The following is a 12,769-nucleotide window of genomic DNA, read 5'->3' on the forward strand; positions in this document are numbered from 1 at the left end:
GGCCGTAGTTCGGCTGGTAGACCAGCGCGGCGTCCAGCAGGCCTTTTTCCACCTTACGCTGCCTCCGATTCTGGTCATTCGGAAATCTTCAGGTAGGCGTAGTGGCGCGGGGTCAGCTTGACGCCCTGGGGCGGCACCAGGTCGATCAGCGGGTTGTGGTCCTGGCGTGGCGGCACCACTTCGTGCACGGCGTTGACCACCTGCTCGTACTGCTGCGGGCCACTGACCGACAGCACGCTGGGGTGCACGTCACGGATATTGCCTTCGTCGACGCCCATGCAGCCGGTGACGATGACCTTGCCGTTTTCCTTGATCGCTTCGCCGATCACTTCCAGCGACTCGGCCTTGGCGCTGTCGATGAAGCCGCAGGTGTTGACCACCACCACGTCGGCGTCCTCGTAGGTCGGTACGACTTCGTAACCTTCCATGCGCAGCTGGGTCAGGATGCGTTCGGAGTCGACCAGGGCCTTGGGGCAACCCAGGCTGACAAAGCCGACCTTCGGCGTGGCGGGAGTGGTGGACATGGCTAACCTCGGTATTGAATACAGTTCGCCCAGCCGTGGTCGGGGGCGATCTTGACGGGCGCTATCGGCGCCTCTGATCAAAAAGTGCGCAATTCTAGCGAGCACGGAGGCACTTGACCAGCAGAAAAGCGACGAGCGCTGGGCTATGCTTCGCGCCGTTGCGCCTGGGCCTCTCAAGGCCGGGCGTGCGGTGAATTCTATTCGGTCTAGCAGGCCGTCTGCGGGAGTGGTCGATGGTTCAGGCAAGCAGCCACGCCGAGGGTGGGCACGAAGGGAAGCAGGGCGCAGCACGGCCGTTGAGCCTGCTGGTGGCCGCTGTGGGGGTGGTGTACGGCGATATCGGCACCAGCCCGTTGTATACCCTCAAGGAGGTGTTCAACGGCGGCTACGGGGTGCAGGTGGATCACGATGGCGTGCTGGGCATCCTGTCGCTGATTCTCTGGTCGCTGTTGTGGGTGGTGTCGTTCAAGTACGTGATGTTCATCCTGCGTGCCGACAACCAGGGCGAAGGCGGCACCATGGCCCTGACCGCGCTGGCGCGGCGGGCCACGGCGCAGTACCCGCGGCTGCGCATGCTGATGGTCGGCTGCGGCTTGGTAGGTGCGTCGCTGTTCTATGGCGACAGCATGATCACCCCGGCGGTGTCGGTGCTGTCGGCGGTGGAGGGCATGGGCCTGGCATTCGACGGTATCGACCATTGGGTGGTGCCGATCTCGCTGGTGGTGCTGGTGGCGCTGTTCCTGGTGCAAAAGCACGGCACCGAGAAAATCGGCAAGGCCTTCGGCCCGATCATGGTCACCTGGTTCGTGGTGCTGGCCGCGCTTGGCGTGCATGGCATCCTGCAAAGCCCTGAAGTGCTCAAGGCCTTCAACCCCGGCTGGGCGATCCACTTCTTCATCGTTCACCCCGGCATGGGCGTGGCGATTCTTGGCGCGGTGGTGCTGGCGCTGACCGGTGCCGAGGCGTTGTACGCCGACATGGGGCATTTTGGCCGCAAGCCGATCGCTCGCGCCTGGTTCGCCCTGGTGCTGCCGGCCCTGGTGCTGAATTACTTCGGCCAGGGCGCGATGCTGCTGCAGAACCCCGAGGCTGCGCGCAACCCGTTCTACCTGCTGGCGCCGGGCTGGGCGCTGCTGCCGCTGGTCGGGTTGGCCACCCTGGCCACGGTAATCGCCTCGCAGGCGGTGATTTCCGGGGCCTTCTCCCTGACCCGGCAGGCCATCCAGCTGGGTTATATCCCGCGCATGCAGATCCAGCACACCTCCAGCGACGAGCAGGGGCAGATCTACATCGCTGCAGTGAACTGGGCGCTGATGGTCGGCGTGGTGCTGCTGGTGATCGGCTTCGAGTCGTCTGGCGCCCTGGCGGCGGCCTATGGCGTAGCGGTGACTGGCACCATGCTGATGACCAGCGTTTTGGTGGCGGCGGTGATGTTGCTGCTGTGGAAGTGGCCGCCGCTGCTGGCGGTGCCGCTGCTGGTGGGCTTTTTGCTGGTGGATGGGCTGTTCTTCGCCGCCAACGTGCCGAAGATCGTCCAGGGCGGCGCCTTCCCGGTGTTGGCCGGCTTGGTGCTGTTCGTGCTCATGAGCACCTGGAAGCGCGGCAAGCAGATCCTCGTGGAGCGTATCGACGAAGGGGCACTGCCGCTGCCGGTGTTCATCAGCAGCATCCGCGTGCAGCCGCCGCACCGGGTCGAAGGCACGGCGGTGTTTCTTACCGCCAGGCCTGATGCCGTCCCGCATGCCTTGTTGCACAACATGCTGCACAACCAGGTGCTGCACAGCCAGGTGGTGCTATTGACAGTGGTCAGCGAGGACCGGCCACGGGTGCCGGAACAGGAGCGCTTCGAGGTGGAAGCCTATGGCGACGGCTTCTTCCGCGTGCTGCTGCACTTCGGTTTCATGGATGAGCCGGACGTGCCGGCGGCGCTGAGGCTATGCCACCTGGATGAACTGGACTTCAGCCCGATGCGCACCACCTATTTCCTCAGCCGCGAGACCGTGATCGCCTCGCGCCTGGAGGGCATGGCGCGCTGGCGCGGGAGCCTGTTCGCGTTCCTGCTGAAGAATGCCAACGGCAACTTGCGGTTCTTCAACCTGCCGTTGAACCGGGTGATCGAGTTGGGGACGCAGGTTGAGATCTAAGGGTATGTAGAAGGGGCCGCATTAGCGGCCCCTTTGTATTTCACTGCTCAGCCACATTGGCCTTGCCCTGGCGGGTCTCGATCTCGCCGATCAGGCGCTTGGCCAGTGACGGGTAGTTCTCGTCGAAGTGGTGCCCGCCCGGCAGCTTCAGGCGCTCGCCCACGGCACTCTTGTCGGTGCAGCCGCTCTCGTCACTTTCCTCAACGCCATAGATGCACACCACCTTGGCCGCCGGCAGCTTGGCCATCTCTGGCCCGGTCAGTGCCTCTTGGCCTTCCTTGCCCAACCAGCCCTCCACCGCGATTTCGAAGCTGCCGCTGCGGGCGAAGGCCAGCAGGATGACAGCATCGATACGTTTCTGGTCGTCGGCCGAGAGGCGGTTGTAGATCGCCGGCAGCACGTCGGCGCCGAACGAGTAGCCGGTCAGCACGAAGCGCTTGGTGCCCCATTTCTGCCGGTAGTGCTGCATCAGCTCGGACAGGTCCAGGGCGCTTTGTTCTGGGGTCTTGTGCTGCCAGTAGTAGCGCAGGGTGTCGATGCCCACCACCGGGTAGCCCATCTTGGCCATTTCCCCGGCGACATCGCGGTCCAGGTCACGCCAGCCGCCATCACCGGACAGGAACAGGGTGACGGTGTCGGCGGTCTGTCCAGCCGGAACTTCCACCACCGGGATCGCCAGGGCGTTGCCATCGCGACCGACCAGGGCTTGGGTCAGCTGCGCCTTGAGCACCTGTGGCAGGTGGATGTCGTAGTCGGCGATGCTGGTCTCGGCATTGGCCTGGTCGCGTACGAAGGCGGCACTGGCGTCGTCCGGGTTGTCGTTCCAGGCCACGCTCCAGTGGCCGTGGGCGGCGGTTTTCGGCAGGGCGGCCTGGCAGGCCGGTTGTTCGACATTGAAGTCGACCGAGATGGCTCGTGCCTTGTCGTCGTTCTGCGCGGCCAGCCAGCGCCAGGCCTCGCTGGCGCCGGGGCCGATACCGGCCACCAGGGTCGGCTTGCCGGCCAGTTGTGCCATGGCCAGGTCCATGGCTTGTAGCTGCTTGCTGCAATCGCCGGTGGGCAGCACTACCTGCACCAGTTGGGCGGCACCGGCCTGGCTGAGGTCGAGCAACTGCTTGTCGCTCAGGGCCTGGTCGTGGGGCACGCCGATGGCCACCAAGGCCTTGGCGCGAACGCCAGGGGTGGCGCGGGTGAGGGCGCTGCCATCGGTCAGGGTCAGGTGCTCCACCTGCACTGCGGGTGCTGGGCGGGTCCAGTGCCAGAAGGCCGCGCCTGCGGCCAGCAAGGCCAGCAGCAGGGGGACCAGGACATACAGCCAATAACGTCGGATCATCAGCGTTTCACCAATCCAGTCAGGCCGCCTGCGATCAGGGCGGCGGTATCGGCCAGTGCCACCAGCGGGTCGAGCCCGGCCGGCACAGCCATGTAGCGAGGTTCCCAGTCCGGCTGGAACTTGTCCTTGAAGCGCCGCAGGCCCTGGAAGTTGTAGAGCTGTTCGCCGCGTTGGAACACCATCGAGCCCAGGCGTTGGGTCAAGGGTGCGCCGCGGCGTGGTTGCAGGCCGGAAAGCGGCACCATGCCAAGGCTGAAGCGAGCGTAGTCGTGGCTTTTATAGTGCAGGATCAAGCCGATCATCATGAATTCCATGGTCAGCTTTGGCGCTTCGGGGTGGGCGCGCATCAGGTCGAGGCTGGCCAGTTCGTTGCTGTGGGTCTCCAGCAGGTTGGCGAAGGCCACCGGGCGGCCCTGGAATCGGATCAGCGCGATGCGGAAGTGGCGCAGGTAGTCGGGGCTGAAGCGCCCTAGCGAGAAGCCTTTCTCGCGCACGTTCTTACCGGTGAGCCAGGCGTCGGAGATCTGCCTCAGTTCGTCCAGGGGCGCCTGGCCGGGTTCATGCACTTCCAGGGTCAGGCCATCGCGAGTGCCGCGGTTCCAGGTGTAGCGCAGGTCTTTCATCTCCTTGCCCTTGGCTTCAAGGTCGAAGCGGCGCAAATCGACCCGGGCTTCCTCGCCGAGCTTGATCGCGGTCAGGCCGATGTCCATGTAGAACGGCAGGTTCTCGGCGCGGACCTGGTAGAACACCGGGCGGGCGTGATGCAGGTCGCACAGGTCGCGGAACTGCCAGATCATCTCGGCGCGCTCCTGGGCCGGGCCGATCGGGTCGTACAGCGCCACCAGGCTGCGGCCACGGCGGGCGTACATGAGGAAGGCGTTGTCGCTGGGGTGGAACAGCAGCGCCTTGTCGGCGGTCAAGGCCAGGCCGCCGTCGGGCTGGTCGGAGGCCAGCAGGATGCGACTGGCGCGTTGCAGTTCGTCTTCGGTGGGTAGGTGGATCACCGGGCGGGCGGTGCGCAGCAGCCAGGTCAGGGCGACGATCACTAGCAGCACCGCGCTGCCCATGGCGGCGCGCAGGCCGCGTGGGGCATCGGCGTCCAGGGTGAACTGCCACCACAGCTTATGGGTGTAGGGCACGTCCTGGTAGGCGAACAGCAGCAGCCACACCGAGGCCCCCACCACGCAGGCGCTAGCCACCAGGTACACCGGCGAGAAGGGCAGTTCCAGCAAACGGCTGGGGCGGTAGAACGAACGACGGAACAGCGCCAGCAGGGCAGTGGTGAACATCATCAGCGAGGCTTCTTCCCAGTCGAAGCCCTTGAGTAGCGACAGCACCGCGCCCGCTAGCAACAGCACCATGGTCAGCAACCAGGCAGCGGACAGACGACGGCGCAGGCCCTGGGCCAGCAGCAGGCAGAGCACGCCGATCAGGCTGGCGCCAAAGTGCGAGGCGTCGATCAGCCGGTGCGGAATGAGAAAGCCCATGTGCTGCAGGCGGCTGTCGATCTCCGGGGTCACGCCGGAAAACAGCAGCACCACGCCCGAGAGAAACACCAATATCGCCAGCACTGGCGCTGCGAGCCCGGAAGCTGCCTTGATTGCCTGCTGGGCGAACAGCAGGCGGCGGGCCTCGTTGGCCAGCAGCAACACGCAGGCCAGCAGCAACGGCAAGACCACGTAGATCAGGCGGTACAGCAACAGTGCAGCGGCCAGTGGCGCGGCGCCCAGCTGGTTGGCAAAGGCCGCCAGCAGGATCGCCTCGAACACCCCGACGCCGCCAGGTACGTGGCTAAGTACGCCGGCGGCCAGCGCCAGCAGGTACACCAGCACGAAGGCGCCGAAGGGTGGGGCTTCGGGCAGCAGCAGGTAGAGTACGGTTGCGGCGGCGGCGACATCCAGGGCGGTAATCAGCAGTTGCAGGGCCGCCAGGCGCGCACCGGGCAGGCGCAGGGTGCGGCGGCCAAGCTGAACCAGCAGGTTGTCGGGCAGGGGTTGTTCCGCCGTGCGACGACGGTATAGGCCAATCACCAGCACGGCAGTGGCCAATAGCACGGCTACTGCGACACCACCGAGCAGTGCTGCGGGCATGCGCAGCGCGGTGGCAGCGCCAGGCAGGTCGCTGAGGGTGGCCACGGCGGCCAGCGGAGGCAGGGCGCAGCCCAGGGACAGGCTGGCGAACACGGTCATCCGTGCCACCTCGGCGGCCCCCAGGCCTTGGCGGGCATACAGGCGATAGCGCACCGACCCACCGGAAAGCATCGACAGGCCTATGGCGTTGCCGATGGCGAATGCGCTGAAACCACCCAGCAGCAGCGTACGGGTGGGCAGCTTGACGGCGGCGTAGCGACAGGCCGACCACTCGTAGCCCAGCAGGATCACGAAACCCACCGCACTGGCCAGCAGCGCCCCGAGCAACGCAGTTGCCGGAACGCTGAGCATGGCGTCGTGCAGGGCATAGATGTCCAGCTCGCTCAACAGGTGGCGACAGGCGATCAGGCCCATGGCGAACAGCAGCAAGGTCACCCCCAGGCCAATCGGCTGGCGGTACTTGCTCAGGCGCTCCAACCACGGCAAGCGCTGTGCGGCTGCGGGCAACGCGGCGGTGACGGGGGCTGGGGAATCTTGGGGAGCAGCGGTCATGAATCACCCCGGGCACGCGGCGCGAGGTAGGGGAGAGGTGCGGCCAAGTGAAAGTCCCTTTGGGAAAACGTATCCAAATATTACTCCGAGCTGTGTCGGTTTAACTGTTTCAGGATAGTTAAAGTTAGTTCATGCGGGTGCAGTGCACGTGGCGGCGGGGGATTTTTGGAAGGGCAAATGCAAAAAACCCCGCCTGTCCGAAAACAGGCGGGGTTTGTTCTGACGAATATGGTTGCGGGAGCCGGATTTGAACCGACGACCTTCGGGTTATGAGCCCGACGAGCTACCAGGCTGCTCCATCCCGCGTCAGTGGGGCGCATTCTACGCAAATGCGCTGTGGTGTCAAGCATTAGCCTTTGATTTTTTTAAGTATTTTTCCAGAGGCAAAGAAAAAGGCCACTGCGTAAACAGTGGCCTTTCTCAAGTTTGGTTGCGGGAGCCGGATTTGAACCGACGACCTTCGGGTTATGAGCCCGACGAGCTACCAGGCTGCTCCATCCCGCGCCTGTGGAACCGAATTCTACGGAAATCCTTCACGCTGTCAAGCGCTTTCGTGAAAAAAGTCTTTTTCGTTCAAACCCTTAGCGTTCTCATTTGGCGCTGCGAGCCAGCAACGGCGCGGGCTTGCTGTCGGTGTAGGCACAGCGCCGCCATCTGGCGCTTGTTGGCTGCCTAAGGTCTGATGATGCTGTAGTATCTGTATGAATTTACAGTATCTGTGGTCATCCATGTCTCAGCGCAAGATCATTCACATCGACTGCGATTGCTTTTATGCCGCGATCGAGATGCGTGACGACCCGCGCCTGGTCGGTCGGCCCATGGCCGTGGGCGGGGCGCCGGAGCGCCGCGGCGTGATTGCCACCTGCAACTACGAAGCCCGAGCCTATGGCGTGCGTTCTGCGATGTCGTCGCACCATGCCTTGAAGCTGTGCCCGGACCTGCTCATCGTCAAGCCACGCTTCGAGGCCTACCGCGAGGCCTCGCGAGAGATTCACACGATCTTTCGCGACTACACCGAATTGATCGAGCCGCTGTCGTTGGACGAGGCCTACCTGGACGTGAGCGACAGCCAGTGGTTCGACGGCAGCGCCACGCGCATTGCCGAGGACATTCGCCGACGCGTCGCTCAGAAGCTGCACATCACCGTCTCGGCCGGGGTGGCGCCGAACAAGTTCCTGGCCAAGATCGCCAGTGACTGGCGCAAACCCAATGGCTTGTTCGTGGTCAAGCCGGACCAGGTCGAGGCGTTCGTCGAGGCCTTGCCGGTTGCCCGTCTGCATGGCGTGGGCAAGGTCACGGCGGACAAGCTCGCACGTCTGGGCATCGTTACCTGCCTTGAATTGCGCGACTGGTCGCGGCTGGCGCTGGTGCGCGAGTTCGGCAGTTTCGGCGAGCGCCTTTTTGGGCTGGCGCGGGGTATCGATGAGCGCGCGGTGCAGAACGACAGCCGACGCCAGTCGGTGAGCGTGGAAAATACCTACGATACCGACCTGCCGGACCTGGCGAGTTGCCTGGAGAAAATCCCTGGCCTGCTGGAAAGCCTGAATGAGCGGATTGCGCGGATGGACAGCAGCTACAAGCCGGATAAACCCTTCGTCAAGGTCAAGTTCCATGATTTCAGCCAGACCACCTTGGAGCAGGCAGGCGCTGGGCGAGACCTGGAAAGCTATCGACAGCTGCTGCGCCAGGCCTTCGCCCGGGGCGGCAAGCCAGTGCGGTTGCTGGGGGTTGGGGTGAGGTTGCGCGACCTGCGCGGTGCCCATGAACAGCTGGAGCTGTTTGGGCCATGAAAAAAGGGCTGCTCAGCAGCCCTTATCGCGTCAATGTGTGCCGGGGTCGGCTACCAGTCGACCGGTTTCCTTGGTCAGCGTCTTGAGAAATTCCTGCTGCAGCTCCGGATCGTTGCGGGTCAGCTCGATCAGGCTCTGCTCCAGTTCACTGGCCTCTTCCTCCAGGCCCAGCTCCGACAGACGCTTGACCCGGTGCACCCACTGGCCGACTTCGTCGTCTTCCAGGTCGTCGAAGATCAGCTCGTGCGCCTCCAGCAGCTTGCTGCGCAGGGTAGCGCTGACCAGCAGGCTAGCATCGCCACGCACGCCTTTGTCCTCGTCGGCCACCAGCAGGTGCAGGGTGCCGACATTCTTGAGGTTTTGCTCGGAGAACGGGCTGTCGAGCAGGTTCAGGCGCAGCACGCCATTGCGGTCGGTGGTCAGCTCGTGGGTCGACTTGCCGGCCTTGACCTCCACCAGTCGCTCGCTCCACGGGGTGCTGGTAGCTTCCTCGCGCTTGCCTTTCTGCACCTCGCTGATACCCGCCAGGTTCTGTTGGGCACGCCCGTTGGACTGCACGTTCATGAACGGGTTGAGCCCGGCCACGCCATAGTTCAGCCAGTCGTGGGTGATGCTGTCCGGCAGGTTGCCCAAGGTGAACACGTTCACCACGTTGGCGCCGACACCGGCGACCACCGCTACCGCACCCAGCGGGATCTCGTAGACCTCCCGCCAGGGTTGGTAAGGGGTGTAGCGGTCGTAGCGGCGCGTCACTTCGAATTCGGTGACTTCGAAGCGCTGCTGCTCATGGATGCGCACACGTCGCTGCGGAAGCTCCATGATCTTGGGCTCGCCGACGTCGATCTGCAGGCTGTGTTCGAGCAGCTTGCGCTCGACACGCTCCTCATGCTCGCTGCGCTGCGACATATGGTTGGCGCAACCGCTGACGAACAGGGCGCCGCAGAGTGCGGCGCCGCCCAGGGTGATGGTACTTCGCTTGGACATGTTCACTCGTGCATTGGGCTGTTAGCGGCGCACGCGCGCTTGCAGGAAGGTCAGCACTTCATTCAGTGGCAGCGCCTGGGCGTCCTGCTCGGTGCGGTGCTTGTACTCAAGGTTGCCTTCGGCCAGGGAGCGGTCGCTGACCACGATGCGGTGCGGAATACCGATCAGTTCCATGTCGGCGAACTTGATGCCGGGGCTGGTTTTCTTGTCGCGGTCGTCCAGCAGCACTTCGAAGCCGGCGGCGGTCAGCTCGGCGTAGAGCTTGTCGGTGGCCTCGCGAACCAGGTCGGTTTCGTAGCGCAGCGGTACCAGGGCGATCTGGAAGGGCGCCAGGGCGTCGTTCCAGATGATGCCTTTCTCGTCATGGTTCTGCTCGATGGCAGCGGCGACCACGCGGGACACGCCAATACCGTAGCAACCCATGGCCAGGGTTACCGGCTTGCCGTTCTCGCCCAGCACCTGGCATTTCAGCGCCTCGCTGTACTTGGTGCCAAGCTGGAAGATGTGGCCAACCTCGATGCCGCGCTTGATCACCAGGGTGCCCTGGCCATCCGGGCTTGGGTCGCCTGCGACCACGTTGCGCAGGTCGGCGACCTGTGGAACCGGCAGGTCACGCTCCCAGTTCACGCCAAAGTAGTGCTTGTCGTCGATGTTGGCGCCGATGCCGAAGTCGCTCATCAGGGCAACGGAGCGGTCGATGACGATTTCCAGCGGCAGGTTCAGCGGGCCCAGGGAGCCTGCGCCAGCGCCGATGGCGGCGCGCAGTTCGGCGTCGCTGGCCATGACCACGGGGTCGGCGACCTGCTCCAGCTTGGCGGCCTTGATTTCGTTCAGCTCATGGTCGCCACGCACGATCAGGGCGATCAGTTTGCCTTCCTCGGCGCCATGCACGATCAGGGTCTTGACGGTTTTCTCGATCGCCAGGCCATGGTTCTCGACCAGTTGTGCGATGGTCTTGGCATCGGGGGTGTCGACCAGGCGCAGCTCCTCGGTAGGGGCTGGGCGCACGGTTTCGCGTGGGATCGCCTCGGCCTTCTCGATGTTGGCCGCGTAGTCGGAGCTGTCGCTGAAGATCACGTCGTCTTCGCCGGAAGAGGCGAGTACGTGGAATTCGTGGGAATAGCTGCCACCGATCGAGCCGGTGTCGGCCTGCACGGGGCGGAAGTCCAGGCCCAGGCGGGTGAAGACGTTGCTGTAGGCCTGGTGCATGCGGTCGTAGGTTTCCTGCAGGGAAGCCTGGTCGGCATGGAAGGAATAGGCGTCCTTCATGATGAATTCGCGGCCGCGCATCAGGCCGAAGCGCGGACGAATCTCGTCACGGAACTTGGTCTGGATCTGGTACATGTTCAGCGGCAGCTGCTTATAGCTGGACAGCTCGTTGCGCGCCAGGTCGGTGATGACCTCTTCATGGGTCGGGCCTACGCAGAAGTCGCGGTCATGGCGGTCCTTCAGACGCAGCAGTTCAGGGCCGTACTGCTCCCAGCGGCCAGACTCCTGCCACAGTTCGGCGGGCTGGATGCTCGGCATCAGCACTTCCAGGGCGCCAGCGGCGTTCATTTCCTCGCGTACCACGGTTTCGACCTTGCGCATCACCCGCAGGCCCATCGGCAGCCAGGTGTAAAGGCCAGAGGCCAGTTTGCGGATCATGCCGGCGCGCAGCATGAGCTGGTGGCTGATGACGACCGCGTCGGCAGGGGTTTCTTTCTGGGTGGCGAGCAAATATTGACTGGTGCGCATGGGGAGCCGTGTCGATTGCCTGAATGTGAAATGACCCCGCATTGTACGGGGGCGAAACGAAAGCGTACAGGATGCCCCAGGGCGTCGCGCTTGTCAGCCAAGACTGGCAAGAAAAAGCCCGGCAAGTGCCGGGCTTCTTCAGGTGCGGGGCATTGCAAGCCGGGGCTTACAGGATGCTCAGCGGGTACTCGACGATCAGACGCAGTTCGTCGATGGAGTTGGAGCCGTAGTAGACGCCATCGGAGGAACGGTAGGTGGCCTGGCGGACACGGAAGCTCAGGTCCTTGGCAGGGCCTTCCTGCAGGACGTACTTGATGTCGATGTCGCGTTCCCATTCCTTACCGTCGTCGGTGGTGCGGGTGGTTGCACCGGAACCGCGCACGTAACGGGTCATGAAGGTCAGGCCTGGAATGCCGTACTCGGCGAAGTTCAGGTCGTAGCGAGCCTGCCAGGATTTCTCGTCTTCAGCGTTGAAGTCGGAACGGGCGATGGAGTTGGCCAGGAATACGGTGCCGCCACCGTCGATGCCGTAGGCATAGTCACCGTCACCGGTCACTTTCTGGTAGGCCAGGGTGAAGGTGTGAGCGCCAATGTTGTAAGCGCCGGAGATACTGAACACGGTGTTGTCGAGTTCGTTGGTACCGTCGGCCTTGGTAACATAAGCACCGGTCAAGTTATCGCCGATGGACTTGGTGTCATAGATGTTGAAGTCGAACACCAGGCCTTGCTTGTCGCTGATTGGCAGCGCCCAGTTGACGTTACCGTACCACTTGCGGAAGTGATCTTCGACGCGCGAGTAGTAGACGCTGGAGCTGAGGCTATCGGTAATGGCGTAGGTGCCACCGAATACATCGGCTTTCTTCAGGCCAAAGCTGTCGCGGTTGGTTTCGGCTTGCGCGGTCAGGCTGGTGAAGCGACCGGCGTGCAGGGTCAGGCCCTTGATGTCGTTGCTGGTGAACAGGGCGCCTTGGGCCAGTTCTGGCAGCAAGCGGCTGTCGTCGGTAGCGAATACCGGCAGTGCGGTGAACTGGTCGCCCACTTTCAGCACGGTGTCGGAGATGCGGAACTTAACTGCGCCGCCGCCCTTGGAGTAGTCGTCCTGGGAGCGCTCGTCGCTGCCGGTCGGGAACAGGCCAGTGCCTGCACGGCCCTTGCCGCTGTCCAGTTTCAGGCCCAGCATGCCAATGGCGTCTACACCCACGCCGATGGTGCCCTGGGTGAAGCCGGACTCGTAGGTGCCAACGAAACCGAGACCGGTTTCTTCAACGCGGCTTTGGTCGCCGGCTGGGGCATTACGGAAGTCACGGCTGAAGTACAGCATGCGAGTTTTGACGCTCAGCTTGCTGTCTTCGATAAAGCCCTTGGATTCGTCTTGCGAAGAGGCGACTGCCAACTGCGAAGTCCCTGCCGCAACGGCCAGGGCGATCATGCTCCACTTCATCACGCGCATCGTGATTTGCTCCTTTGGTTTTAGGAAGAGTACCGCTGCGCCCAGGTTTTTTAGTTATCGGGGCAGCTCTTTCTTTTTATGTCGGCGAAAATGTATATCACGCTGACTGTTCTTGGCGATATGAAAAAAACAACCTTTCGGAAAGTTTATGCTCATGTCGCAAAT

The 12,769-nt window shown here is 63.5% G+C and carries 6 protein-coding genes, 2 tRNA genes and 2 pseudogenes; 2 read left to right on the forward strand and 8 right to left on the reverse strand.

The genetic code is table 11. The annotated features are described in order from the left end of the window. Nucleotides 1-77: 77 nt before the first annotated feature. A pseudogene (gene rimO, locus ACQKPE_RS12050) lies at nucleotides 78-524 on the reverse strand (30S ribosomal protein S12 methylthiotransferase RimO); the annotation flags it as partial. 233 nt (nucleotides 525-757) lie between these two features. On the opposite strand from rimO, the gene ACQKPE_RS12055 reads away from it, so the two are divergent. Further along, nucleotides 758-2,668, forward strand: a complete 1,911-nt coding sequence (locus ACQKPE_RS12055) for a potassium transporter Kup (RefSeq protein ID WP_427666065.1) — start codon at nucleotides 758-760, stop codon at nucleotides 2,666-2,668. A 40-nt stretch (nucleotides 2,669-2,708) separates the two neighbouring features. On the opposite strand, the gene ACQKPE_RS12060 is transcribed toward ACQKPE_RS12055, so the two are convergent. The 4 genes and pseudogenes from ACQKPE_RS12060 to ACQKPE_RS12075 all read right to left on the reverse strand — a co-directional run bounded on the left by ACQKPE_RS12060 (nucleotide 2,709) and on the right by ACQKPE_RS12075 (nucleotide 7,147). Beyond that, entirely contained in the window at nucleotides 2,709-4,001 is a 1,293-nt protein-coding gene (locus tag ACQKPE_RS12060) for a virulence factor family protein (protein ID WP_427666067.1), read from the reverse strand. Then, nucleotides 4,001-6,636: pseudogene (gene mprF / locus ACQKPE_RS12065) on the reverse strand (bifunctional lysylphosphatidylglycerol flippase/synthetase MprF). Before mprF ends, ACQKPE_RS12060 begins: the two are co-directional and overlap by 1 nt. A gap of 236 nt (nucleotides 6,637-6,872) precedes the next feature. Beyond that, a tRNA-Met gene (locus tag ACQKPE_RS12070) sits at nucleotides 6,873-6,949 on the reverse strand. 121 nt (nucleotides 6,950-7,070) lie between these two features. Continuing rightward, nucleotides 7,071-7,147 (reverse strand) — tRNA-Met (locus tag ACQKPE_RS12075). 224 nt (nucleotides 7,148-7,371) lie between these two features. Between ACQKPE_RS12075 and dinB the strand changes: the two genes are divergently transcribed. Then, complete coding sequence (dinB, locus tag ACQKPE_RS12080; protein ID WP_427666069.1) at nucleotides 7,372-8,433, forward strand: DNA polymerase IV; 1,062 nt, start codon at nucleotides 7,372-7,374, stop codon at nucleotides 8,431-8,433. 30 nt (nucleotides 8,434-8,463) lie between these two features. Here the strand turns inward: dinB and ACQKPE_RS12085 are convergent, their stop codons facing one another. The 3 genes from ACQKPE_RS12085 to ACQKPE_RS12095 all read right to left on the reverse strand — a co-directional run bounded on the left by ACQKPE_RS12085 (nucleotide 8,464) and on the right by ACQKPE_RS12095 (nucleotide 12,604). After that, entirely contained in the window at nucleotides 8,464-9,417 is a 954-nt protein-coding gene (locus ACQKPE_RS12085) for a hypothetical protein (RefSeq protein WP_427666071.1), read from the reverse strand. A gap of 21 nt (nucleotides 9,418-9,438) precedes the next feature. Beyond that, complete coding sequence (locus tag ACQKPE_RS12090; RefSeq protein ID WP_427666073.1) at nucleotides 9,439-11,154, reverse strand: proline--tRNA ligase; 1,716 nt, start codon at nucleotides 11,152-11,154, stop codon at nucleotides 9,439-9,441. 166 nt (nucleotides 11,155-11,320) lie between these two features. Beyond that, entirely contained in the window at nucleotides 11,321-12,604 is a 1,284-nt protein-coding gene (locus ACQKPE_RS12095; protein WP_427666075.1) for an OprD family porin, read from the reverse strand. Between the last annotated feature and the right edge of the window lie 165 nt (nucleotides 12,605-12,769).

This window comes from Pseudomonas sp. NPDC089554 (assembly GCF_050280645.1).
In the GTDB taxonomy this organism is placed as follows: Bacteria; Pseudomonadota; Gammaproteobacteria; order Pseudomonadales; family Pseudomonadaceae; genus Aquipseudomonas.

Coding starts and splice junctions, on each gene's coding strand:
- ACQKPE_RS12055 (WP_427666065.1), top strand. CDS start 758: ATGGTTCAGGCAAGCAGCCACGCCGAGGGTGGGCACGAAGGGAAGCAG.
- ACQKPE_RS12060 (WP_427666067.1), bottom strand. CDS start 4,001: ATGATCCGACGTTATTGGCTGTATGTCCTGGTCCCCCTGCTGCTGGCC.
- dinB (WP_427666069.1), top strand. CDS start 7,372: ATGTCTCAGCGCAAGATCATTCACATCGACTGCGATTGCTTTTATGCC.
- ACQKPE_RS12095 (WP_427666075.1), bottom strand. CDS start 12,604: ATGCGCGTGATGAAGTGGAGCATGATCGCCCTGGCCGTTGCGGCAGGG.
- ACQKPE_RS12090 (WP_427666073.1), bottom strand. CDS start 11,154: ATGCGCACCAGTCAATATTTGCTCGCCACCCAGAAAGAAACCCCTGCC.
- ACQKPE_RS12085 (WP_427666071.1), bottom strand. CDS start 9,417: ATGTCCAAGCGAAGTACCATCACCCTGGGCGGCGCCGCACTCTGCGGC.